Here is a 22,868-nt window from a genome sequence, read left to right as displayed (position 1 = left end):
GGCCGACGATATACGCGATAATGCTATCTTCCCTGCCTCAGTACGCACCATGACACCTTCATTTACTACTCCCGGACGCTGGCGTCGCTTTGCCTGCATGATGTATGAATCCATCTTGCTGTTTGGCGTTATTTTTACCAGTGGCTATCTGTTCGATACTTTGACGCAAAGCCGCAGCGGCCTGGACCTGCGCCATGTACGCCAGGTTATTTTGTTCATCGCGCTGGGGATCTATTTTGTGTTGTGCTGGCGTAAAGTCGGCCAGACCCTGCCCATGAAAACCTGGCATATTCGGCTGACCGACACCCAAGGCAATATTCCTGCCCTGCGCACTCTGGTGCTGCGTTATATTCTGCTTTGGCCCCTGCCTTTGCTAGGCGCCTTGTTTGTTCAGCTTCTGTCCGGCTATACCGGCTACGCGTCCACGGATTTGCTTATCGTGTTTACGCCCTTCCTGAACCTCATCTGGACCTGGTTCGATCCGGAACAACAGTTTTTGCACGACCGTCTCAGCAAGACGCGTCTGGTCGATGCCCGCCCCTCCCGTGTGACTTCGGCAGCTACCTGAGCCAGTCGTTGCCCCTTTATTTTTTAGTAGTACACCCTAGTCATGACCGACATTTTAAAAAAATACCTGTTCGCCGACCAAAGCACACGCGCCCAGCTGGTTCATCTGGAACAAGCCTGGCAAGTGGGTCTGGAACATCAGCATTACCCGGCCTGCATCCGCAATTTACTGGGTGAGCTGGTGGCTGCCTCAGTATTGCTGGCGGGTAACCTCAAATTTGACGGTTCCTTGATTCTGCAAATTCAAGGTGACGGCCCGATTGCCCTGCTGGTGGTGGAGTGCTCCTCGGACATGGATATTCGCGCTACGGTTTCCCTGCGTGAAAACCACCCTGTCCCACAGACTGGCAACTTGCAAACTTTGCTGAATACCCAAGGCCAGGGCCGCTTTACCGTGGTGCTCGCACCCCGCCAAAGCAGCAAGGACTTCCGTCCTTACCAAGGCGTCGTGCCATTGGAAGGGGAAACCGTTGCCGAGGTTCTGCAAACCTATATGCACACCTCCGAACAGTTGGACACCCGCTTGTGGCTGGCCGCTGACGAGAACCGCTGTGCGGGCCTGTTGCTGCAACGTATCCCTCCACAAGGCGGTCACAGCCTGGCACAAAACCTGGACACCTGGGAACGTGCACTGGCTCTGGGCTCTACCGTTCAGACTCAAGAGCTGTTGCAACTGGACAGCGACACCTTGATTCACCGCTTGTTCTGGGAAGAAGACCTGCAAGTGTTTGAACCCCAAGCCGTGCGCTGGCACTGCCCGTGCTCGCGCCAACGCGTCAGCAATATGCTGCGCATGCTGGGTCGTGAAGAAATTGAGCAGATGCTGACCGAGCAAGACACCATCAATGTGTCCTGCAACTTCTGTGGCAAGCCTTATCAGTACGATGCAATCGATTGCGCGTCCCTGTTTGTCGATCAGGGCGACCCTCAGCCCGGTGACGACACACTGCACTAAACGGCGGTCTACTCAGAAGGAACTACGCACGGACAAGTCCTTCTAGCCGCTTGAATTGCACTCAGCCATGATGGCTTTCATCATGGCTGATTTTTTTCGACCTTCCTTTCTGCAATCCGGCTTGGCTGGCTCTCATATCCTGGGCGCTTTGCTGGCCATCATCCTGCTCAGCCTACTGGCACTGGATGTGCTAACGCTGTACTCATTACGTGTACGCCTGCAACACAACTTGCTGCAAGCAGCACGGCAGGCCAGCGTCCATCACGCTAAACCGGAAATCATCGCCCAAGTATTCAGCCAGGGGCTGGCTGCCTCCAAGGTTCCCCGCCATGATCAATGGCAAATACAAATATTGTCCCCCTCTGCCTTAGCCTTTGCTGTGCATGGCCGCGCATCTGAGCAGCATGAAGGACGACAAAGCATTACCCAGGGCTGGCAGACTCTGCAAGACGAGCAATCACCCCACCCAAGCCCCAGCATCTACGAAGCAAATACCCTGCATTTGTACTTGCTATACGCCCATCAAGCCGGGCCCTTATCGCTGATGCGGTTGCTCCCTCAACTGGGCGCAAGTATGCCTAACTCCTGGGCTTTCTTAGGCAGCGCTCCCATCAAGCTACGGCTGGAGATCAAGCATCCCATGCAATCCGATGCTATCCGCTGGGACGATCTAGCAGATGGACGAGTCATCTATGCCCAGCCACCTGAAAGCGGAGCCCCTTTGCCCAAAACCCAGCCTGCTGAACCAGACTATCCTGATCCATCAGACAGCTCTAACTTGGACAAAGGCGGGCTACTTCCCCCGTGGGATAGCACAGCTCCGGCCCCGGCTCCACCTCCACCCACTGAGTCAACCAGGCCGGATACCTCACCCGGTTCTGAAGCGGACACCCCCAGCACGGAGGCTCCCAACCCTGCTTGCTATTAAGGCTAGGACAGCGGATACCCATATGCTCGGGAAGAACTGCAAAGAAATAAGCAAGGTAAAAGCACCGGGGGAGGCAGGGAGGGAGGCAGGCAGGCAGGCAGGCAGGCAGGCAGCTCAGTAGACGTGTCTATGCCGAGCCTGGCAAGCCCATTAGCAAAAGAAAGGGGAAATCAGAGAAACAAGCTGATTAGCTTACTGGCGCAAGGCCCTGCACACAGCCAATCTTTATCAAGGGCGGGCAGTGGAGCCAGCCGAACCACCGGGAGGGACGATCTGCACGAAGATTTCGCCTTCACGCATCATGCCGAACTCGCTACGGGCACGCTCTTCAACCGCATGGGTACCAGAGCGCAAATCCTGAACCTCGGCCAGCAAGGCATTATTACGAGCCGTCAGCGCTTCGTTGGTTTCTTTTTGAGCGACCAGTCTGGTCTGCATTTGCCGAACGTCCAGCCAACCGCCTTTGCCCCACCATAAAGCGTAGTGGGTTACCAAAGTCAGACAGAGCAGTAGCAGGACAATAAGGCGCATGGTGATGTAAGAACCGGGTCTGTAGACCCGGTTCATTAAACAGAATTAGCGCAGATTATAGAACGCTTCACGACCTGGGAAGGTAGCAACTTCTGCCAATTCTTCTTCGATACGCAACAACTGGTTGTACTTGGCCATGCGATCGGAACGGGACAAGGAGCCTGTCTTGATCTGCATCGCGTTTGTAGCCACGGCGATATCTGCAATGGTGGAGTCTTCAGTTTCGCCCGAACGGTGCGAGATCACGGCGGTGTAACCAGCGCGCTTGGCCATTTCAATGGCAGCAAAGGTTTCTGTCAGGGTGCCGATCTGGTTGATCTTGATCAGGATGGAGTTGCCAATACCCAACTCGATACCTTTCTTCAGGATCTTGGTGTTGGTAACAAACAAATCGTCACCAACCAACTGAATCTTGTCGCCCAGTTGCTGGCTCAGAATGCGCCAGCCTTCCCAATCGTCTTCGGCCATGCCGTCTTCGATGGAGATGATGGGGTACTTGTCGCACCAGTTAGCCAGCAGGTTGGCAAAGTCTTGCGAGCTCAGGGACACGCCGCCTTCGCCAGCCAGGTGGTATTTACCGTCGCGGTAGAACTCGGAAGCAGCGCAATCCAGAGCCAGAGCGATCTGGGTGCCTGGCTCGTAACCGGCCTGTTCGATAGCGCGCAGAATCAGTTCGATGGCGGCTTCGTGGTTGGCCACGTTAGGTGCAAAACCACCTTCGTCACCCACCGCAGTGGACATGCCCTGGTCGTGGATCAGACCTTTCAGGGTGTGGAACACTTCGGCGCCCATACGCAGGGACTCGCGAAAGCTCTTTGCACCGATAGGCATGATCATGAACTCTTGCAAGTCCAGGGTGTTGTTGGCGTGTGCACCACCGTTGATGACGTTCATCATCGGCACTGGCATGGCCATCGCACCGCTGCCACCAAAGTAACGGTACAGGGACAGGCCCGAATCGTCTGCAGCGGCACGAGCCACTGCCATACTGGCGGCCAGCATGGCGTTGGCGCCCAGGCGGCTCTTGTCTTCCGTTCCGTCCAGCTCGATCAGGGTGCGATCGATAAAGGTTTGTTCTTGAGCATCCAGGCCCATCAAGGCTTCAGAGATTTCGGTGTTCAGGTTCTCGACAGCGCGCAAAACACCTTTGCCCAGGTAACGGCTCTTGTCACCATCACGCAGCTCTAACGCTTCGCGAGCGCCAGTGGATGCACCGGATGGAACGGAGGCACGCCCCATAGCGCCCGATTCGAGCAATACATCACACTCCACCGTTGGATTACCACGGGAGTCCAGAATCTCGCGGCCAATAATATCTACGATTGCACTCATGATTTTGACAGTCCTGCCTGAAGTAGCATTAAGCTAGATAAGTTAAACAATCCTGCTGCCGGGCTGCTCGCCCTAAGCGGATCGGGTGATCTGCTTGGAATGGCGCCTTGCCTGGAAGTTGAAAAGATCAGCAGGCGCGACAGCTAACGTGCAATCAGCGCCCCTGCCCTCTTGCTAAAACAGGATTGTACCTGCCCATGACACAGCCGTGCCATGTCTGGTTCCGAAAGCAGGGAAAAAAGCCTGGATTCAAGCTCTTGCCCCTTGCGGATCGAAACCTGGACCTGTTTATTATCACCAGAAATTCCGAGACTAGGCGGCGTCTCTGTAAATACAAAAAGTACCGATGCGTCTCAAAGTAAATCTTTATCGCTGGCCTTTAGAAGCGCCGCCTCCCAGTTACCCAGCAGGGTGATCAACTGCGATAAATCCTGATCCGAGAAGTCTTGCAGCATCGCCTCCACCAGACGGCGACGCCGTGGCAAGGTCGCTTCAACCAGTTCATAACCGCTTGGGCTTAAGCGCACATTGGTCAGTCTGTTGTCTTGTTCATCGGTAAAGCGCTCTATCAGCCCTAAGGACTCGATATTTTTAAGCTGACGCGTGACGGCTGCCGGGTCAATACGCAACAGGCGCACCAATTGCTTCTGAGACAGGCAGCCATCTTCTTGATACAAACAAATCAAGACGCGCCAGCGTGGCAAAGGCATGCCCAATTGCTGATCAAAAGCGGCCATCAAGCTGCGGTAAGTGCGCCCCAACTGCTGAGCCGCTTGAAGTTGCGGGAATTCATTCTTCATCATGTTCAGGACTATTCGGGACGATTAAATTGTACGGGCGGCACTTTACGTACCCAATAAAAACACCAGACAATCAGCACTAAAGTAACGGCCATCCCCATATTGACGGCGTGTGCCAAAGCGTCTCGTGCCAGCCCCAGATACATCTGCCCGTCTTGACCGGCCTGCTCCAGAAACTGCGCTTGCTGGTCTGCACTCATCAAGACCTGAGGATCTTGCAGGGACTCCACCAAGCGGCTGGGCAAAGCCGACAATTGTGTGCGGATGGCTTCGCCATACTGATAATTGATCAGGGTGCCGACCACCGCAGTCCCCAGCATGCCGCCCACCATGCGCATGGACTGTAGCATGGCGGTAGCGATCCCCAGCATGGAACGGCCCACAATTTCCTGGGCGAAAACAGTCAGGTTAGGCATGATGCAACCGACGCCTAAACCAGCCAAAGTGGCGTAGACCACAAAATGCCAATGCGGGTCTGACTTCTTGACGAACACCATCCCCAGGCAAGCAATCGTCAGCAGCACCAGACCTAAATACAGCATTCTGTTCGGATGACGAAGCCGCGTAATCGTGCGGCCATTAATAATGCTGCCTACCGTAATCGACACCACCAACGGAGTGATCAATAAACCCGCCGTTTGTGGCCGCAGGCCATAGCCGCCTTGCAGCAATAAGGGCGCGTAAAACAGAAGTCCGAACAAAATAAAGCCCAGTCCCGCAGACAGAATCAACAAAGACAACTGAGCAGGACTACTAAATAAGATCAGGGGCAACAGGGGCTCAGCCACCCGACGCTCCCAAAAAACCAGCAAGGTAAAGGCGGCCAGGCTACTCAGCCCCAACAGGACCATCAAATAGCTGCCGCCATACTGAGGCAACAGTTCGACGAGGAGCTGGATACAGGCCAAGCCCACCATCAGCAACAAAGCTCCCAACCAGTCCAGGCTGACTTTGGTGTCACGAAAGTGGCGAATATGCGGCAAATAGCGATAGACAAAATACAGGCTGAGCAAACCCACGGGCAAGTTCACATAGAACACCGCCCGCCAGCCATAGTGCTCGGTCAAAATCCCGCCCAAAAACGGTCCTATGCCATTGGCAATACCGAAAGAGGCACTGAGCATCACTTGCCAGCGCAAGCGAACACGCGGATCAGGAAATAAATCAGGCACACAGGCAAACGCAGTGCCGACCAGCATGCCGCCAGCAATCCCTTGCAAGGCACGGGCCAGCACTAGTTGCAGCATGCTTTGCGCCATGCCACAGAGCACCGACGCCAAGGTAAACAAGACAATGGACACCAGCACAAAGCGGCGGCGTCCGTAGAAATCCCCCAGGCGACCAAAAATCGGCACAGTAATCACCGAGGTCAGCAAATAAGCCGTGGCTACCCAGGCGTAAAGCTCGAAACCATGCAGCTCCGAGACAATGGTGGGCAAGGCTGTCCCCACCACTGTTTGATCAATGGCTACCAACATCACCACAAAACACAGCCCCAACATCGCCAGTATGGATTCGGTGACTGATAACACACGCCCCGGTGCCTGCCGCTGGGCTCCTGATATCTTTTCCATTTTCATTGACCATGCAATTATTGCCTAGTCAACAATTCTACGAGGCAGAGATAAGCCTGACAAGCGATGGCTGAATTCCTGCCGAAAATGGCAGCACGGTTCACAATAACGCTCAACCAAAGGGGCATTACTTTCCAGCCCAGCAGCAATTAAGCGGAGAACCGTATGAAGATCATGATTATTGGCGCCAGCATGGGACTGGGACGCGCTCTGATGGATGGCTTGGCCCAGGACGGCAATACCCTTTATGGTGTCGCCAGACGGCCTCCCACCGCATCAAGCAAGCCCACCCAGGCAGACTGGCAAGCAAGGCAGCATTGGATCAGCGCAGACCTGTCAGACCCGCAAGCGGCCAGCGAGCTGGCCCAGGCATGCCCTGAATCGCTGGATGTCCTGATCTACAACTTGGGTATCTGGGAGGACACCGCCTTCAGCCCGGACTACGACTTTTTATCGCAAAGCGATCAAGCTATCCGCCGCTTGGTGGATGTGAATTTGACGGGTGCCCTGCTGGCTATACGCCACTTGCTGCCGCATTTGCTACGCAGCAAACAGCCTCGATTGATTCTGACAGGCTCTACCTCTGGTTTGCGCCAAAGTGGCCGTCCTGAAGTCGCTTTTGGAGCAAGCAAATTTGCCTTGAATGGTCTGGCAGACAGTCTGCGTGAAGGCTATAGAGAACAAGGACTGGCGGTAAGCTGCTTGCAACTGGGCTACTTGAATACAGAAGACGCACTGGATGTGCCGCTGCAAACTGCTGCAGAACGTGGCCAAGGCGAAACCATCCCGGTTCACGATGTGCTCACCATCGTGCGCAGTCTGCTACAACTGTCATCTGCCAGCTTTATACGTGAACTGACTCTGCCCGCCCTGCGCGATCCCCGTTTTTAAGCCATTCAAAGTGACACCAAATGATTTGGGCGCCACAGCCCTTATCTAAAGCCCATCAAAAAGGGAGTGTTTGCACACTCCCTTTTTCTTGCCATATGGCGGCGCCTAGCTGAAGAATTACAGGCCTTGCACCACGTACATGGTCATCTTGGCAGCCCCCTCACGAGCCTGACGAGCACGGCGGTACTCCTCGGAGTCGTGAAATGCCTGTGCTTGTTCCAAGGTATCAAATTCCATCACCACGGTACGCAAAGGCGCGTTGCCTTCCAGGGTAACGGTCTCGCCACCGCGTACCAACACCTTCACATTGTGAGTTTTCATCGCGATGGAGGAAAACTCCTGGTACTGCTTGTACTGCTCAGGGTTGGTCACTTCAACGTTGGCAATCAAAAATGCGGGCATGCTGTCTCCAATAACACTTAATAGCCGTGCTTCAAGGCACCGCTGTTCTTAACAATCGAGTCGAGTTGCTGCAAGGTCCGCAGCAGATCTGCCATTTCGCTCAAAGGCACGGCATTCGGGCCGTCGGACAAGGCTTTATCAGGATTGGGGTGTGTTTCCATGAATACGCCGGATACGCCTGCAGCAATTGCAGCACGTGCCAGCACCGGCACGAACTCACGCTGCCCGCCCGAGGTGGTGCCCTGCCCGCCTGGCAGTTGCACCGAATGGGTGGCATCGAACACAACCGGACAATCGGTAGCACGCATGATCGCCAAAGAGCGCATGTCGGATACCAGATTGTTGTAGCCAAACGAGGCACCACGCTCACAGACCATAATGGTCGAGCCATCGCCCCCGACTTCCATCGCTGCTGCGCGCGCTTTTGCGACCACTTGCACCATGTCCTGAGGGGCCAGGAACTGCCCTTTCTTGATATTGACGGGCTTGAGCGTCGCGGCGCAAGCCTGGATAAAGTCAGTCTGACGGCACAGGAAGGCGGGCGTTTGCAGTACGTCTACCACTGCGGCCACATCATCAACCTGCTCTTTATCGTGCACATCTGTCAACACTGGCACTTTAAAGTGCGAGCGCACATCAGCCAGAATCTGCAGACCTTCGGCCATGCCCGGACCACGGTAGGAACTGCCCGAGCTTCGGTTAGCCTTGTCAAAAGAGCTTTTGTAGATAAAAGGGATACCCAGGGCCGAGGTGATTTCAGCCAGTTGACCCGCTGTATCAAACGCCATCTGACGCGATTCAATCACACAAGGGCCAGCGATCAGAAAAAAGGGCCGATCCAGGCCAACGTCGTAACCGCATAAATCCATAATAGACCTCGTTTCAGTATTGCTGCATTCTCCCACATTCCTGAAAACCTGCACACTGCAAGGCAATGTGGGCTCAGGCCAATCGCTCGGAGATTTCGATCAGATTCAAGTCCGGGTCGCGCACATAGACGGAGCGGATAGGACCGGTGGCGCCGGTACGTTGCACGGGCCCTTCAATAATAGGCCACGCCTGGGCCTGCAGATGTGCGATCACCTGATCCAAAGGAATGCTGGCGATAAAACACAGGTCCAGCGAACCCGGTACAGGCAAATGCGCCTTGGGCTCAAACTCGTGCCCGCGCACATGCAAATTGATTTTTTGCGTTCCAAAGCTAAACGCAATACGCCCATGTCCAAAGACTTCCTGCTTCATGCCCAGAACCTGGGTATAGAAATGGGTAGTTGCTTGCGGATCTGTACACGTTAGCACCAGATGGTCCAATTGCTCGATCATGTTTACTCCCAGGAAAACGAGCTACAGCGCTTGTTGCCCGAAATGAAAAAGCCCGCATCACGCGGGCCTTTTCAGTCATCTCAAACGATCAAACCGACTTTTTCTGATGTTCCAAAGCCGCTTTGATATAGCTGGTGAACAGCGGATGGCCGTCACGCGGGGTCGAGGTGAACTCCGGATGGAACTGCACACCCATGAACCAAGGATGGCTTGGCAATTCCATGATTTCCGGCAGGTTTTCAGTAGGCGTACGTGCACTGATTACCATGCCCACTTCTTCCAGACGAGGCACATACAAGGTGTTGACCTCAAAACGGTGGCGGTGACGCTCGTTCACCTCAGGGCCATAAATGGCTTCTGCACGCGAGCCCGGTTTTACGGGGCAACGCTGAGCACCCTTGCGCATGGTGCCGCCCAGATCGGAAGAACCATCACGGGTTTCCACCTTGCCTTCACGGTCAGCCCATTCAGTAATCAAGGCCACAACAGGATGCACGGCGGACGGATCAAACTCGGTGGAGTTCGCACCCACCAGGTTGCCGACGTTACGTGCAAACTCAACCACAGCCAGCTGCATGCCCAGGCAGATACCCAGGAATGGCACGCCGTTTTCACGAGCGTACTGAATGGCGCGAATCTTGCCTTCGGTACCGCGTTTGCCAAAACCACCCGGAACCAGAATGGCATCCAGACCATTCAGGCAATCGGTGCCTTCGTTCTCGATCACTTCGGAATCCAGGTACTCGATCTTGATACGGGTACGGGTGTGGATACCGGCGTGAACCAACGCTTCGCTCAGCGACTTGTAGGACTCGGTCAGGTCAACGTATTTGCCAACCATACCGATGCGCACTTCGTGCAGCGGATTTTCCAAAGCCTGAACCAGACGATCCCACATGGACAGATCAGCAGGCGGTGGCGACAGTGCCAAGGCGTCACACACCAGGTTGTCCAGACCTTGCTTATGCAGCATGGAAGGAATCTTGTAGATGGAATCTGCATCCCAAACCGAGATTACAGCGTCCATTGGCACGTTGGAGAACAGAGAGATCTTGGCCAGTTCATCATCAGGGATGATGCGATCAGCACGGCACAGCAAAGCGTGAGGGTGAATACCGATTTCACGCAATTTCTGCACGGAGTGCTGAGTAGGCTTGGTCTTCAATTCGCCAGCCGATGCAATGAAAGGCACCAGCGTCAGGTGAACAAAAGCAGTGTTGTTGCGGCCCAGGCGCAGATTCATCTGGCGGGCGGCTTCCAGGAAAGGATGGGATTCAATATCGCCCACCGTGCCGCCGATCTCGACAATAGCAACATCGGCCTCGCCATTGTAGGCAGCCTTGGCGCCACGAATGATGAAGTCCTGAATTTCATTGGTGATGTGCGGGATAACCTGCACGGTCTTGCCCAGATAGTCACCGCGACGCTCTTTGCGCAGCACGGATTCGTAAATCTGGCCCGTGGTGAAGTTATTGACCTTGCGCATGCGAGCGGAAATAAAACGCTCGTAGTGGCCCAGGTCCAGGTCGGTTTCCGCACCATCCTCTGTAACAAACACTTCACCATGCTGGAAGGGGCTCATGGTGCCCGGATCTACGTTGATGTAGGGATCCAGCTTGAGCATAGTCACGCGCAGCCCGCGGGACTCCAGGATGGCAGCCAGGGATGCGGCCGCAATACCTTTGCCCAGGGAGGACACAACGCCTCCCGTTACGAATACATATTTGGTGGTCATTATAAAAGGCGCCTGAGGTCAAATCAGGCCATAGCGGGAAATTTGGATTATAACGGCAAGCACTCATGCTTGGCGACCAGACAAGTGGCATTTCACAGCGGAAATACCACTTGACCTTGTCAGAACTACCAACTTCGAAGCAGCAATCAGATCGCTTGCGTCCTGCGTTCCAGCCACTGACGTGCCTCACCCTGGACGCGGGCAAGCAGACGGTCACGCACCTGCTGATGGTAGTCATTGAGCCAGTCACGCTCTGCGGCCGTGAGCAATGCGGCATCTATACAACGGGTATCGATGGGGCACAGTGTCAGGGTTTCAAAACGCAAAAACTGGCCATATTCACTACGGACCGCCGGTACGGCAGCCACCAGATTCTCGATGCGGATACCCCACTGCCCCGGACGATAAAGCCCCGGCTCATTAGAAGTAATCATGCCAGCCCGCAAAGCCGAGTGCGGGCCAATGCGGCCACGCCAGGAAATAGACTGGGGACCTTCGTGCACATTCATGAAGTAGCCCACGCCATGGCCTGTGCCATGGCCAAAGTCCAGGCCCTGCTCCCACAAAGGCTGGCGCGCCAGGACATCAATTTGCTGGCCAGCAATCCCTTCAGGAAATACCAGACGAGACAAGGAGATCATGCCCTTGAGCACCAGCGTGAAATCCCGAATCTGCTCTGTCGAGACCTGACCGACAGGCACGACACGGGTAATGTCAGTGGTCCCCCCCTGGTACTGCCCGCCAGAGTCAATCAACAGCAGGCCGTCGCCCTCGATACGCGCATGGGACTGCTGCGTGGCCTGATAGTGCGGCATGGCCCCGTTAGCGTTATAGGCGGCAATCGTCCCAAAGCTGGGACTGACAAAACCGTCCTGACGCGCTCGAGCCGCGCAGATTTGCTCGTCCACATCCAGCTCATTCACTTGGCTTTGCTGTTCAAACCAGGCAAAGAACTCGCACAAGGCGGCACCGTCTTTTTCCATGGTTTCACGCACATGGGCCAACTCCGCATCCGTCTTGCAAGACTTCAGCAGCTGAGCCGGATTAATGTGCTCGACTATATTCAAGTGGGCTGCCAACTGGGCCGCCCAGGCTGTGGTCCTGGCCATGTCCAGCAAAATAGGCATGGAGGCAGGCAAAGCGCGCATAAAAGAAGGCAGCTCTGTGTAGCCCTGAACTTGTACGCCGTCTTTTGCCAGCGTCTCGGCTATGCCTTGGGACAACTTGGCACTGTCCACAAACAAGAAGGCTTGATCAGGACCAATCAGCAAGTAAGACAGAAACACGGGGTTGTAGGACACATCGCTGCCGCGCAGATTCAGTGTCCAGGCAATATCGTCCAAGGCACTGAGCAAATGCCAATGCGCGCCCTGCTCTTGCATGGCTGCACGGGTACGGCTCAGATTCTCCTGGCGGCTGCGGCATGCGTAAGGCGGCAAATGCTCTACGATCTGTCCTACTGGAGCAGTGGGCCGGTCCGTCCAGACAGGGCTTAGCAAGTCTGCTTCCAGCACCCACTCCAGTCCCTTGTCTTGTGTTATCTCCTGCCAAGCCAATAAATTCTGGGCCGACACGGACTGGCTATCCAGCGCCACGCGCGATTTCGCTGGCAGATTCTCGGCTAACCAGGCAGCAGGCTCCAGCACGCCCGGCTCTCCTGCGCGCTGCAGATGGATGCCGCTGCCTTCCAGTTCTTTGGCCGCTTGCTCCCAATAACGGCTATCGGTCCACAAGCCGGCCCAGTCCGTGGTCACGACCAGCAAACCTGCCGAACCCACAAAGCCACTTAACCACTGGCGGCTTTTCCAGCGATCGGGCAGATATTCAGACAAGTGAGGATCAGAGCTAGGCCAGATACTGGCCTGCACGGACTGAAATTGCATTTGTTCACGCAGTGCCTGCAAGCGTGCAACAGCGGGGGTATGGGCCATGCCAACTTCCTTTACATAAACAGCGTTCACGCACCGGTCACGCATAAAAAAAGCTCCGACTCGCGCCGAAGCTTTTTCTAGTCTAAAGCACTAATCAGGCCACGGCACTGACGTCCAGCGGGACGCCTGTCTTGGACTGAATGTACTCAAGGCTGACTTCTGGTGCCAACTCAAGCAACTTTAAACCATTTTCCGTGACTTCCATGACTCCCAGATCGGTAATGATGAGGTCAACCACACCCACGCCGGTCAAAGGCAGAGTGCAAGCAGGCAGAATTTTCAGGTCTTCAGTGCCATCTTTCTTGGTCGCGACGTGTTCCATCAGCACCACAACGCGGCCTACCCCGGCCACCAGATCCATAGCACCGCCCATGCCCTTGATCATTTTTCCGGGAATCATCCAGTTGGCCAGATCACCCTTTTCCGACACCTGCATGGCACCCAGGATGGCGATATTGATCTTGCCGCCACGAATCATGGCAAATGAATCTGCCGATGAAAAGATGGACGAACCGGGCAAAGTGGTGATGGTTTGCTTACCCGCATTGATCAGGTCCGCATCAATCTGCTCTTCGGTAGGAAACGGGCCAATGCCCAGCAAGCCATTTTCCGACTGCAGCCAGACTTCAATGCCTTTGGGCACATGGTTGGCAACCAGCGTAGGCAAGCCGATACCCAGGTTGACGTAAAAGCCGTCCTGAAGCTCCAGAGCGGCGCGTGCCGCCATTTGATCTCTATTCCAAGCCATTATTATCTTGCCTCACTCATCAGGAAGAACGAACGGTACGCTGTTCAATGCGCTTTTCGGGCTGAGCATTGAGCACAATGCGGTGCACGTAAATGCCCGGCAAATGCACATCGTCCGGGTCCAGGCTGCCGGTCTCAACAATTTCTTCAACCTCAACAATGGTGATCTTGCCGGCCATCGCTACGTTAGGGTTGAAGTTGCGTGCAGTCTTGCGAAACACCAGGTTGCCGCTGCGGTCAGCTTTATAAGCTTTGACCAGCGACACATCCGGCACCAGCGCCTCTTCCATCACATACTGCTTGCCGTTGAACTCGCGGATTTCCTTGCCATCTGCCACCATCGTACCGACACCGGTGGCTGTGAAAAAGGCGGGGATACCAGCACCGCCCGCGCGCAGCTTTTCAGCCAGCGTGCCTTGGGGGGTGAAGTCCAATTCCAGTTCGCCCGCCAAGTACTGGCGTTCGAATTCTTTGTTCTCGCCCACGTAGGAGGCAATCATCTTGCGGATCTGGCGGGTTTCCAGCAACTGGCCCAGACCGAAGCCATCCACCCCGGCATTATTGCTAATGCAGGTCAGATCTTTGACTCCACTATCTCGCAGCGCAGCAATCAGCTCTTCGGGAATCCCGCACAGGCCGAAACCACCCACTGCGATTGTCTGTCCGTCAGCAACGACTCCCTGCAACGCCTCCTTGGCGCTTGGATAGACTTTGTTCAATTGACTCTCCAATGACTCTTTAATTGGCCTAAACAGCAAACTTTGTCCAATAATGCCGCTATGCACCATCAGGCGCTATCAGGCATTCTACGACTTGACTATGCTTTCCGTATACGTAAAGCTTAACCCTGAAAAACCGAGTGTATCTGTTTACGCTCATCGTCGGTCCAGGGCAGTGAACCGCCTTGAGGGTTGATAGACACTAGCACACAGCGGCCTCGTGCATAAATGGTGTCAGCTTGATTTGCATCACATACCAAGGCTTCCAGCTCAATGCTGCTACCGCCCACCCGCAACAGTTTGTGCACAATGCGCACAGTGGCCGGATACAGGATGGAACGCTGGAAATCCAGGCTGGCATGGGCCAGCACCCCGGTACGTGGCGAAGGTGGCACCATGCCCAATTGCATCATCAACTGGACGCGGGCTTCCTCGATGTAGCGAAAGTAGACCGTATTATTAACATGATTCATGGCGTCCAGATCACCCCAGCGCACGGCAATATCAAAAGTGGCTCCAGAACCTGAATCTACTACTTGTGTCATTACATGCTCTCCTTGCTGATATTTACTGATGAACCCAGACGAGCCAAGGCTTTGGCCGCCTCGTCTGAAGTCAAGACGGGATTAAGCAGACTACAATACAATCGACCGTACGCACAGTACACAAGTTTCACCCGCCAACAATCAAGAACAAAGCGCTAAGCCGTAATAGGAGATCAGCAGCAATGTCTGAACGTGAATCGATGGAATATGACGTCATTATCGTCGGTGCCGGGCCAGCTGGTTTGGCTACCGCGATACGTCTAAAACAGCTCGCCCAAGAAAAAGAACAAGAAATCAGCGTCTGTATCCTGGAAAAAGGTGCTGAGCTGGGTGCCCACATTTTGTCCGGCGCCGTCATGGACACACGCGCCCTGGATGAACTGCTTCCGGACTGGAAAGCGCAAGGCGCCCCCATCTCGGTGGAAGTTACCGAAGACAAATTCCTTTTCCTGACGGAAAAAGGCGCACGCTCCACACCGATGTGGCTGTTGCCGGACTGCTTTAAGAACCACGGCAACTACATTGTCCGCCTGGGCAATGTCGTGCAATGGATGGGCGAGCAAGCTGAAGCGCTGGGCGTCGATATTTTCCCCGGCTTTGCAGCTGCCCACATTCTGTACGACGACAACGGCGCCGTGCGTGGTGTCCTGACGGGTGATATGGGTGTGGCGCGCGATGGCACCCACACAGCCAATTACCAGCCTGGCATGGAGTTACTGGCTTCCTACACCATTTTTGCTGAAGGTTCGCGCGGCCACTTGGGGCGCGAGCTGATCGAACGCTTCAAGCTGGACGAGTCGCGCAATGCCCAAAGCTACGGCATTGGTATCAAAGAACTGTGGGAAGTGGACCCATCCCAGTCCCAACCCGGCCTGGTGATTCACACCGCGGGCTGGCCACTGGATTCGGATACCTACGGTGGCTCTTTCCTGTACCACCTGGATAACAATCTGGTGATGGTCGGCATGGTGGTGGGCCTGGATTATGCCAACCCCTGGCTGTCCCCTTTCGAGGAATTCCAGCGCTACAAAACTCACCCTGCCCTGCGCCCTACCTTTGAAGGCGGTAAGCGCATTGCTTACGGTGCTCGGTCTCTGACCGCAGGTGGCCTGCTGGCTATTCCCAAGCTGAGCTTCCCCGGTGGTGCCATGGTGGGCTGTGAGGCTGGCTTTCTGAATGCCTCACGCATTAAAGGCAGCCATGCCGCGATCAAATCCGGTTCAATGGCGGCAGAAGCTGCTTTTGAGGCTTTGCAAGCAGGACGCAAGCAAGACGAGCTAACTCAGTACACCGAGAAATTCAAACAATCCTGGTTGCATGAAGAACTGAACAAGGCTCGCAACTTCAAGCAGTGGTTCAAGAAAGGCCGCTCGATTGCATCGGTCATGACCTTTGTAGAACAAGGCCTGTTCAAAGGGAAAATGCCTTGGACTTTGCGCAATGACAAGCCCGACCACGCCTGTCTGCAGCCTGCGGCAGAATGTGCTCGTATCGACTATCCCAAACCGGATGGCAAGGTTACCTTCGATCGTCTCAGTTCCGTGTTTATTTCAAACACTAACCACGAAGAAGATGAACCTATCCACCTGACACTGAAAGACCCGTCGGTGCCTGTAGCCATCAACCTGGCCCGCTATGGTGGCCCGGAAGCCCGCTTCTGCCCGGCTGGCGTGTACGAGTTCATCAAGACCGAGACTGGCGACGACAAACTGCAGATCAACGCGCAAAACTGCGTGCACTGCAAAACCTGTGACATCAAAGACCCCACCCAGAACATTGTCTGGGTACCGCCTCAAGGCGGCGAAGGTCCGGTGTACAGCGGCATGTAAATTCAATTCTTCCCCTGTTTATTACAGCAGGGGAAGATCTTTGCCTGTCGAAAAAACCACCCATATAGGGTGGTTTTTTTATGCCTTTCGAGATCGGGTCGGCCAGTTCACAACAAACAAGCCCAAAAGAATCAATCCGGTCCCCATCAGTTCCAGCTGCGTAGGCCATTCATCCAGAATCAGCCAAGCCAGTAATACCGTCAGTGCCGGCACCCCAAGACTGGACATGCCCGCCAAGGTAGCGCTAACCCGGCTGACTACGGCCATCCACAAGAGCCAGCCTACCCCTGTCGCAATAATTCCCAAATACAGTACGCCGCTGAACATCTGCCACTCCATCACGATGGCACGTTGCGGAATCAGGAAACTCAGGGGCAACACGATCACAATGCCCAACAAGCATTGCCAGACCGTGGCATTAAGAAGCTCGACGCGATGGCGCTCGAATAACTGTTTGGAAAACACGGCACCTAAAGCCCAGCTCACGCCACTGAGCGTCGCCAGAACAGAACCGAGCAGACCTCCCATTCCCTCCCAGGGGGCGATCAAAAGCATCAAACCCAGGACAGCCGGAATCATCCCCAAGATATGACGTAATTGCGGACGTTGGCCCAGCATGGGCCAGGACAACAACAGAATCCAGATGGGCATGGTGTAGGCCAAAGCAACCATCTTGCCCGCCCCGCCCGCCTGCAAGGAGAACTGGCTCAATAGCTGAAAGCCTGTGGTCTGAAAAACTGCCACGCCAAGACTCAACTTCCAGGGCGTGGCTCGTAAATGCCCTCCTTTCAGGCGTAATACCAGCCACAAGAAAATGAATGCCACCGCATAACGTGCTGCAATCAGATCGACTGGCCCGATGTAGACGGTCATCGCCTTCATCACGACCCAGCTCATACCCCAGGTCAATACCACCAAGCCCATCAGCGCCAAAGCGCCCCTGTCTGCCTGCTGTTCCCCGCTCAAACCTATCCCCTTTATTCTTGAATCATGAACCGCTTTTTTGGCTCCGCAGTAATGCTAGGCTAATTCCAGTCCAAGCAGGTTTTCAGTAACAAAATAATCAATAGAAATAAAAAAACCCTGGCTTCTATAGGAAACCAGGGTCAAACAGGAACTACCAAAAAAACTTAATGTGCTGCGGACAACTGATCCAGAATAGCCGGATTTTCCAGCGTGGAGACGTCTTGGGTGATCGGCTCATTATTGGCTACAAAACGCAGCAAACGCCGCATGATCTTGCCCGAACGCGTCTTGGGCAAGTTCTCGCCAAAACGAATTTCACGGGGTTTGGCAATAGGGCCAATTTCCTTGCCGACCCAGTTACGCAGCTCTGCGGCAATCTTGTCCGCCTCGGCACCCGATGGCAGATCGCCATTGAGTACCACGAAGGCCACAATCGCTTCGCCAGTCGTGGGATCAGGTTTACCCACCACAGCCGCTTCAGCCACCAAGGGGTGAGCCACCAGCGCCGATTCGACTTCCATCGTACCCAGGCGGTGGCCCGAGACGTTCAGTACGTCATCAATACGGCCCATGACCCAGAAGTAGCCATCAGCATCACGCTGTGCACCGTCACCGGCCAAGTAATAGCCTTTCAACTCGGGCGGGAAGTAGCTTTTCACGAAACGGTCTGGGTCGCCCCAGATAGTGCGGATCATATTGGGCCATGGCTTGCGGATCACCAGGAAACCGCCATTGCCGCGCTCGGCTTCACCACCCACCTCGTCCACAATGGCTACATCCATACCGGGGAACGGCAAGCCGCAAGAACCGGGTTTCAAAGGAGTAGCACCTGGCAATGGGGTAATGACGTGGCCACCGGTCTCGGTCTGCCACCAGGTATCCACAATGGGGCAACGCTCGCGGCCCACATTTTTGTAATACCACATCCAGGCTTCAGGGTTGATCGGTTCACCCACCGAACCAATAATGCGCAGCGAATCCAGATTGTATTGTTTGGGGTGGATGGCTTCGTCCGCTTCCGCTGCTTTGGTCAGGGAACGAATGGCGGTCGGTGCCGTATAGAAAATCGTGACGCCGTGGCGTTCGATCATGTTCCAGAAGCGGCCAGCGTCAGGATACGTAGGTACACCTTCAAAAACGACCTGGGTAATACCTGCTGCCAAGGGGCCATAAGTAATAAAGGTGTGGCCTGTGACCCAACCGATATCAGCTGTACACCAGAACACATCGCTGTCTTTGGCATCGAATGTCCATTGCACGCTCAGCATGGCGCCCAACAAATAGCCAGCGGAGGAATGCTGCACGCCTTTGGGCTTGCCGGTGGAGCCAGAGGTATACAGAACAAACAAAGGATGCTCTGCATTGACGGACACCGCAGGGCAATCGCTGCTTTGGCCTTTGATGGCCTCTTCCCACCACAGATCACGCCCTTCGTGCCACTCAACCGGGCCACCCGTGCGCTTGTAGACGATCACGTGGCGCACAGCTTCGCAGTCGCCGCCGCTCAGGGCTTCGTCCACTGCATTTTTCAAAGGAATGGCGCGGCCACCACGACGCTGCTCGTCTGCGGTGATAACCAGGCTGGCGCCTACGTCTACGGCGCGTTCATGCAAGCTCTTAGCCGAAAAACCGCCAAAGACGACCGAGTGCGTGATACCCAAACGGGCACATGCCTGCATCGCCACAATGGCTTGTACCGACATGGGCATATAGATCAGGGCGCGTTCGCCGGTCTTGTAGCCCAGGGCCTTCAAACCATTGGCAAACTGACAAACCTGTTCATACAGCTCACGGAAAGTCACTTTAGTGACTTCACCACCGTCGGCCTCAAAAATCAGCGCGGTTTTGTGTTCGGTAGGGGTGCCCAGGTGCTTATCCAGACAGTTAGCCGATACGTTCAGCTCGCCATCATGGAACCACTTGTAAAACGGGGGCTTGCTGTCATCCAGAACCTGGGTGAAAGGCTTGGTCCAGACCAGACGATCACGGGCCAACTCCGCCCAGTAGCCGGGGTAATCCTGCTCGGCCTTCTGGCAAAGCTCCTTGTAGGCCGCCATGCCAGCGATGCTCGCATCGCGTTCCAGCTCTGGGAACACGGGAAATACCCGACTTTCCGACAGGACGGATTCAATAGACGTTGGACCGCTCATAGTTTGGCTCCTTTATTTTCCAGATTTGGTATTTTTATGGGCTGCGCGTGGGCAACCCAGCTTAATTTTATATAAACGTAACGCGCCTTACTTACTCAATCCTGACAATTCAAATTGGCATGATCTCTGGCCAAAATACCGCGCTGAAAATTCAAACGCGACAAGATCAGCAAGCCGGCCAGAAAGAACAGCCCGGTGCAAGCCAGGGCCAAACGATGGTTGCCACCGCTGAGCCAGGTCACCACACCGTAGGACAGCGGCCCACACACCGCTGCCAGCTGAATGGCAAAAGTCCACAAGGCAAAAAATTCGGCTAGACGGCTCTTGGGCGCCAACAATCCCACCATTGCCCGGCCCGCACTTTGACTGCTGCCTATGCACAAACCTGCCACCGTCGCAGCGGCCCAAAATCCGGCCACGGACGTGGTGCTGACGGCAATAGCAACCATGACCAGCCAGGCACATAAAGTCAGGGCCAGAGCGCGTCGATGACCAATTCGATCCTGAACATGACCGAACAACAAGGCCCCCACTGCCGCTGCAATATTGACCGTAAAGATCAGCGTCATGGTCTGCGCCATCGTAAAGCCCATTGCTTCGGTCGCATACACGGCCGACAGCGTAATAATGACGGCAATACCGGCTTGATAGGCCGCACCACACAAAAGCAAGGTACGAAAATCGGGAAAATGCTGATGCACATCCCGCCCCGAGGCCATCAAACGCGACAACATACCCTGCTGCTTGGCTCCACTGGCTGCTGTGCGCTCACGCAAAAAGAGAAATGACGGCAAGGCAGACAAAGCAAATAAGGTGGCCGTAATCAACACGATGCCGGGCACATACTCCTGAGCAGTCCAGCCTTGCCCAGTCGCCCAGGTCAGGAATGCCAAAGAAAGTCCTAAGGCCAGCATGCCGCCAAAGTATCCAAAGCCCCAACCCCAGCCCGACACACGGCCCAAGGCTTCAGGGCGTGCAATCTCCGGCAAAAAAGCGCCGATGATGGATTCACCAATGCAATAGCAGTAATTAGATAGAGCAATAAAAACCAGCGCCCAGACGATGTCGTTGGGACCTGCCCAAAACAGCAGCACCATGGCCACGACGCACCCTATGGTGCTGCTGAACAAAAGCCTGCGTTTGCCCTGGCGAGCATCGGCCCGAGCCCCCAGGCTGGGCATGGTCAGCATGATGCTCAAATAAGAAGCAGACAGGGCCAAAGTCCAGGCCAAAGTTGCCCAGCTGCGCCCTTCAGCCACCACTCCCACAAAATAAGCGCTATAGACACTGGTCAGGATGACGGTGGTGTAGCCAGAGTTTGCGAAGTCATACATAGCCCATGCCCATAACTCGCGAAACCGCACACCTTCGTTTAGGGCTTTCCCTAGGGCCTGTCCCATAAATCGCATCATTCAATCCCTATAAATAGTCAAACTTCGCTCTATTTCATTCATTTGCCGGCAAATCAACAAGAAGAGCACTGGACCCATATACAGAGCCCAAAAACCGCGCCAAGCAGCACTTTGCAACAGTATGATTCAATCGCAAAATACACTCCTACAATGCTTTACGGTGCAATTGTCATCCGGTACACTGCCTAGCATTCAACGCACAGCAACGTTCGGCAAGGTATGGTGTTTTTAGCCATACTTACAGCCCTGATACCCATCAATTGCTGCTAATTTCAGCAAAAATAGGCATCAAGGTTGTGCTGCTGCCCACCAAGTCCTTAAAAAAGCCCTGGTCATGCCGCCACATTACCTGAATCCACCCGCACTTTTGCATATTACTTATCGCAGCGCCAAATATCTTTTGTTGGCCGGCGCACTTGCCCTGACAGGCTGTGCAACCACCGGAACCCAGCAATCTAGCCAAGACAAAGATCGTGCAGAACTGGATCACGGTTACTACGCCGACTACGAATTCCAGACTGAATCTGATCCTTTAGGCTCCTATCTTGCCAATCGTGCTCGTAACGACATCAACATTGCTTACAGCAGTGATCGTCGCCAAGGACGGGTTGAGCGCAATAACAACTCCCAAGCAAATTCTGGCTCCACGAACGGTCTGGCCTCTGCTGCCCTGTCCTTTCTGGGTGTCAAATACAGCTTTGGCGGTGACGCCCCCAGCACCGGTTTCGATTGCAGCGGTCTGGTGTCCTACGTCGCTGAAAAATCCCTGGGCCTGAAGCTGCCCCGCCAATCCAAAGATATTGCCAAAGAAGGCACTTCGGTCAACCGCAACGAATTGCGTAAGGGCGACCTGGTTTTCTTCAATACTCGTGGTGCACGTTTCTCCCACGTTGGCATTTACCTGGGTGACGACAAATTTGTCCACGCCCCTCGCACTGGCGCAGTCGTCCGTGTGGAAAATATGCAAGTGGGTTACTGGAAAAAACGCTATAACGGCGCACGCCGTCTGGCCGCTGCCGACACGCAGCAGTCCGAAACCCGTCTGCGCAGCGTCAAATAAAAAACACTGCCCAAGAAAAAAGCCACTGCTCATTGAACAGTGGCTTTTTTTTGATCTATAAAGATTCCTTCTTTGCCCCAGTAAGTCACGCCGCCAGTCTAGTGGCTCTTAGACTTACCGAGCGGACAAGCTTCACAATACCCACACTGAGTCAGAGCTTGTTTCATGCTGCACACCGAGCGTCGGCAGGCAACCACTCGAATACCGGATTTCAAGGCTGCGGCGCGGAATGTCTTCATGACGTTGTGACCTAGGAAATCGGTCAGCAAAATCAGCAAATCGGTGCCGGAAGGCAACTGCAAGGTTTTCTTCTGATGAGCAGGATCACGCCCGCTAATATGATGTTTTATCGAGATATTGTGAATCTTGAGCAAGTCTGGAATATTGCCCAGACGATCCGCTCCAACCACGACTGCACTGACGTATTGAGACACAGGAAACTCCATTGGCTAAGAAAGTTGGATAATGATA

Annotated in this window: 22 protein-coding genes; 6 read left to right on the top strand and 16 right to left on the bottom strand. The window is 54.7% G+C overall.

Annotation, left to right across the window (positions count from 1 at the left end):
* The first annotated feature begins 49 nt into the window (after window positions 1-49).
* The 3 genes from AC1RSM_RS01805 (at window position 50) to AC1RSM_RS01795 (ending at window position 2,450) form a co-directional block, all read left to right on the top strand.
* Window positions 50-568, top strand: coding sequence for an RDD family protein (locus AC1RSM_RS01805; protein WP_492928891.1), 519 nt, complete (start codon window positions 50-52; stop codon window positions 566-568).
* Between the two features lie 42 nt (window positions 569-610).
* Window positions 611-1,522, top strand: coding sequence for an Hsp33 family molecular chaperone HslO (gene hslO, locus AC1RSM_RS01800; RefSeq protein WP_492928889.1), 912 nt, complete (start codon window positions 611-613; stop codon window positions 1,520-1,522).
* Between the two features lie 82 nt (window positions 1,523-1,604).
* The gene (locus AC1RSM_RS01795; RefSeq protein WP_492928888.1) at window positions 1,605-2,450 is read left to right on the top strand and encodes a hypothetical protein; all 846 of its coding nucleotides are present in this window, start codon (window positions 1,605-1,607) and stop codon (window positions 2,448-2,450) included.
* A 228-nt stretch (window positions 2,451-2,678) separates the two neighbouring features.
* Here the strand turns inward: AC1RSM_RS01795 and ftsB are convergent, their stop codons facing one another.
* The 4 genes from ftsB to AC1RSM_RS01775 form a co-directional block, all read right to left on the bottom strand.
* Entirely contained in the window at window positions 2,679-2,981 is a 303-nt protein-coding gene (gene ftsB, locus AC1RSM_RS01790; protein ID WP_492928885.1) for a cell division protein FtsB, read from the bottom strand.
* Window positions 2,982-3,026: 45 nt separating this feature from the next.
* Window positions 3,027-4,313, bottom strand: a complete 1,287-nt coding sequence (gene eno / locus AC1RSM_RS01785) for a phosphopyruvate hydratase (protein WP_492928883.1) — start codon at window positions 4,311-4,313, stop codon at window positions 3,027-3,029.
* Between the two features lie 353 nt (window positions 4,314-4,666).
* The gene (locus AC1RSM_RS01780; RefSeq protein ID WP_492928881.1) at window positions 4,667-5,116 is read right to left on the bottom strand and encodes a MarR family winged helix-turn-helix transcriptional regulator; all 450 of its coding nucleotides are present in this window, start codon (window positions 5,114-5,116) and stop codon (window positions 4,667-4,669) included.
* A gap of 8 nt (window positions 5,117-5,124) precedes the next feature.
* The gene (locus AC1RSM_RS01775) at window positions 5,125-6,687 is read right to left on the bottom strand and encodes an MDR family MFS transporter (protein ID WP_492928879.1); all 1,563 of its coding nucleotides are present in this window, start codon (window positions 6,685-6,687) and stop codon (window positions 5,125-5,127) included.
* Between the two features lie 165 nt (window positions 6,688-6,852).
* Here AC1RSM_RS01775 and AC1RSM_RS01770 point away from each other — a divergent pair, with 165 nt between their 5' ends.
* Complete coding sequence (locus AC1RSM_RS01770; RefSeq protein WP_492928877.1) at window positions 6,853-7,578, top strand: SDR family NAD(P)-dependent oxidoreductase; 726 nt, start codon at window positions 6,853-6,855, stop codon at window positions 7,576-7,578.
* A gap of 117 nt (window positions 7,579-7,695) precedes the next feature.
* Here AC1RSM_RS01770 and AC1RSM_RS01765 read toward each other — a convergent pair whose 3' ends face one another.
* The 8 genes from AC1RSM_RS01765 to AC1RSM_RS01730 form a co-directional block, all read right to left on the bottom strand.
* Window positions 7,696-7,980 (bottom strand): DUF1330 domain-containing protein, encoded by a 285-nt coding sequence (locus AC1RSM_RS01765; protein WP_189391059.1) that lies wholly within the window; start codon window positions 7,978-7,980, stop codon window positions 7,696-7,698.
* A 17-nt stretch (window positions 7,981-7,997) separates the two neighbouring features.
* Window positions 7,998-8,849 (bottom strand): 3-deoxy-8-phosphooctulonate synthase, encoded by an 852-nt coding sequence (kdsA, locus tag AC1RSM_RS01760; RefSeq protein ID WP_492928875.1) that lies wholly within the window; start codon window positions 8,847-8,849, stop codon window positions 7,998-8,000.
* Window positions 8,850-8,922: 73 nt separating this feature from the next.
* Complete coding sequence (locus tag AC1RSM_RS01755) at window positions 8,923-9,303, bottom strand: VOC family protein (protein WP_492928873.1); 381 nt, start codon at window positions 9,301-9,303, stop codon at window positions 8,923-8,925.
* Between the two features lie 88 nt (window positions 9,304-9,391).
* The gene (gene pyrG, locus AC1RSM_RS01750; RefSeq protein WP_492928871.1) at window positions 9,392-11,038 is read right to left on the bottom strand and encodes a CTP synthase; all 1,647 of its coding nucleotides are present in this window, start codon (window positions 11,036-11,038) and stop codon (window positions 9,392-9,394) included.
* Between the two features lie 146 nt (window positions 11,039-11,184).
* The gene (locus tag AC1RSM_RS01745) at window positions 11,185-12,969 is read right to left on the bottom strand and encodes an aminopeptidase P family protein (RefSeq protein ID WP_492928869.1); all 1,785 of its coding nucleotides are present in this window, start codon (window positions 12,967-12,969) and stop codon (window positions 11,185-11,187) included.
* Between the two features lie 94 nt (window positions 12,970-13,063).
* Window positions 13,064-13,717, bottom strand: a complete 654-nt coding sequence (locus tag AC1RSM_RS01740) for a CoA transferase subunit B (protein ID WP_492928867.1) — start codon at window positions 13,715-13,717, stop codon at window positions 13,064-13,066.
* Between the two features lie 19 nt (window positions 13,718-13,736).
* Complete coding sequence (locus AC1RSM_RS01735; RefSeq protein WP_492928865.1) at window positions 13,737-14,435, bottom strand: CoA transferase subunit A; 699 nt, start codon at window positions 14,433-14,435, stop codon at window positions 13,737-13,739.
* Between the two features lie 122 nt (window positions 14,436-14,557).
* Window positions 14,558-14,980 (bottom strand): acyl-CoA thioesterase, encoded by a 423-nt coding sequence (locus tag AC1RSM_RS01730; protein ID WP_492928863.1) that lies wholly within the window; start codon window positions 14,978-14,980, stop codon window positions 14,558-14,560.
* A gap of 182 nt (window positions 14,981-15,162) precedes the next feature.
* On the opposite strand from AC1RSM_RS01730, the gene AC1RSM_RS01725 reads away from it, so the two are divergent.
* Window positions 15,163-16,809: an electron transfer flavoprotein-ubiquinone oxidoreductase gene (locus AC1RSM_RS01725; protein WP_492928862.1), complete on the top strand. Its 1,647-nt coding sequence runs from the start codon at window positions 15,163-15,165 to the stop codon at window positions 16,807-16,809.
* Between the two features lie 78 nt (window positions 16,810-16,887).
* Here the strand turns inward: AC1RSM_RS01725 and AC1RSM_RS01720 are convergent, their stop codons facing one another.
* From AC1RSM_RS01720 to AC1RSM_RS01710, 3 genes are all read right to left on the bottom strand, one after another.
* Window positions 16,888-17,775 carry a DMT family transporter gene (locus AC1RSM_RS01720; protein WP_492928860.1) on the bottom strand — a complete coding sequence of 296 codons (888 nt, stop codon included), beginning with the start codon at window positions 17,773-17,775 and terminating at the stop codon, window positions 16,888-16,890.
* Between the two features lie 164 nt (window positions 17,776-17,939).
* Window positions 17,940-19,925 carry an acetate--CoA ligase gene (gene acs, locus AC1RSM_RS01715; protein WP_492928858.1) on the bottom strand — a complete coding sequence of 662 codons (1,986 nt, stop codon included), beginning with the start codon at window positions 19,923-19,925 and terminating at the stop codon, window positions 17,940-17,942.
* A gap of 95 nt (window positions 19,926-20,020) precedes the next feature.
* Entirely contained in the window at window positions 20,021-21,325 is a 1,305-nt protein-coding gene (locus tag AC1RSM_RS01710) for an MFS transporter (RefSeq protein ID WP_492931409.1), read from the bottom strand.
* A 346-nt stretch (window positions 21,326-21,671) separates the two neighbouring features.
* On the opposite strand from AC1RSM_RS01710, the gene AC1RSM_RS01705 reads away from it, so the two are divergent.
* Window positions 21,672-22,397, top strand: coding sequence for a C40 family peptidase (locus tag AC1RSM_RS01705; protein WP_492928857.1), 726 nt, complete (start codon window positions 21,672-21,674; stop codon window positions 22,395-22,397).
* Window positions 22,398-22,495: 98 nt separating this feature from the next.
* Here AC1RSM_RS01705 and AC1RSM_RS01700 read toward each other — a convergent pair whose 3' ends face one another.
* The gene (locus AC1RSM_RS01700; protein ID WP_492928855.1) at window positions 22,496-22,843 is read right to left on the bottom strand and encodes a DUF2325 domain-containing protein; all 348 of its coding nucleotides are present in this window, start codon (window positions 22,841-22,843) and stop codon (window positions 22,496-22,498) included.
* Window positions 22,844-22,868: the final 25 nt, after the last annotated feature.

The organism is Alcaligenes sp. GW821-FHT11D07, assembly GCF_058808495.1.
Note: the sequence above shows the minus strand (reverse complement) of the source record. Positions and strands in the feature narration are given on the sequence as shown.

Coding starts and splice junctions, on each gene's coding strand:
- AC1RSM_RS01805 (WP_492928891.1), top strand. CDS start 50: ATGACACCTTCATTTACTACTCCCGGACGCTGGCGTCGCTTTGCCTGC.
- hslO (WP_492928889.1), top strand. CDS start 611: ATGACCGACATTTTAAAAAAATACCTGTTCGCCGACCAAAGCACACGC.
- AC1RSM_RS01795 (WP_492928888.1), top strand. CDS start 1,605: ATGGCTGATTTTTTTCGACCTTCCTTTCTGCAATCCGGCTTGGCTGGC.
- ftsB (WP_492928885.1), bottom strand. CDS start 2,981: ATGCGCCTTATTGTCCTGCTACTGCTCTGTCTGACTTTGGTAACCCAC.
- eno (WP_492928883.1), bottom strand. CDS start 4,313: ATGAGTGCAATCGTAGATATTATTGGCCGCGAGATTCTGGACTCCCGT.
- AC1RSM_RS01780 (WP_492928881.1), bottom strand. CDS start 5,116: ATGATGAAGAATGAATTCCCGCAACTTCAAGCGGCTCAGCAGTTGGGG.
- AC1RSM_RS01775 (WP_492928879.1), bottom strand. CDS start 6,687: ATGGAAAAGATATCAGGAGCCCAGCGGCAGGCACCGGGGCGTGTGTTA.
- AC1RSM_RS01770 (WP_492928877.1), top strand. CDS start 6,853: ATGAAGATCATGATTATTGGCGCCAGCATGGGACTGGGACGCGCTCTG.
- AC1RSM_RS01765 (WP_189391059.1), bottom strand. CDS start 7,980: ATGCCCGCATTTTTGATTGCCAACGTTGAAGTGACCAACCCTGAGCAG.
- kdsA (WP_492928875.1), bottom strand. CDS start 8,849: ATGGATTTATGCGGTTACGACGTTGGCCTGGATCGGCCCTTTTTTCTG.
- AC1RSM_RS01755 (WP_492928873.1), bottom strand. CDS start 9,303: ATGATCGAGCAATTGGACCATCTGGTGCTAACGTGTACAGATCCGCAA.
- pyrG (WP_492928871.1), bottom strand. CDS start 11,038: ATGACCACCAAATATGTATTCGTAACGGGAGGCGTTGTGTCCTCCCTG.
- AC1RSM_RS01745 (WP_492928869.1), bottom strand. CDS start 12,969: ATGGCCCATACCCCCGCTGTTGCACGCTTGCAGGCACTGCGTGAACAA.
- AC1RSM_RS01740 (WP_492928867.1), bottom strand. CDS start 13,717: ATGGCTTGGAATAGAGATCAAATGGCGGCACGCGCCGCTCTGGAGCTT.
- AC1RSM_RS01730 (WP_492928863.1), bottom strand. CDS start 14,980: ATGACACAAGTAGTAGATTCAGGTTCTGGAGCCACTTTTGATATTGCC.
- AC1RSM_RS01725 (WP_492928862.1), top strand. CDS start 15,163: ATGTCTGAACGTGAATCGATGGAATATGACGTCATTATCGTCGGTGCC.
- acs (WP_492928858.1), bottom strand. CDS start 19,925: ATGAGCGGTCCAACGTCTATTGAATCCGTCCTGTCGGAAAGTCGGGTA.
- AC1RSM_RS01710 (WP_492931409.1), bottom strand. CDS start 21,325: ATGGGACAGGCCCTAGGGAAAGCCCTAAACGAAGGTGTGCGGTTTCGC.
- AC1RSM_RS01705 (WP_492928857.1), top strand. CDS start 21,672: ATGCCGCCACATTACCTGAATCCACCCGCACTTTTGCATATTACTTAT.
- AC1RSM_RS01700 (WP_492928855.1), bottom strand. CDS start 22,843: ATGGAGTTTCCTGTGTCTCAATACGTCAGTGCAGTCGTGGTTGGAGCG.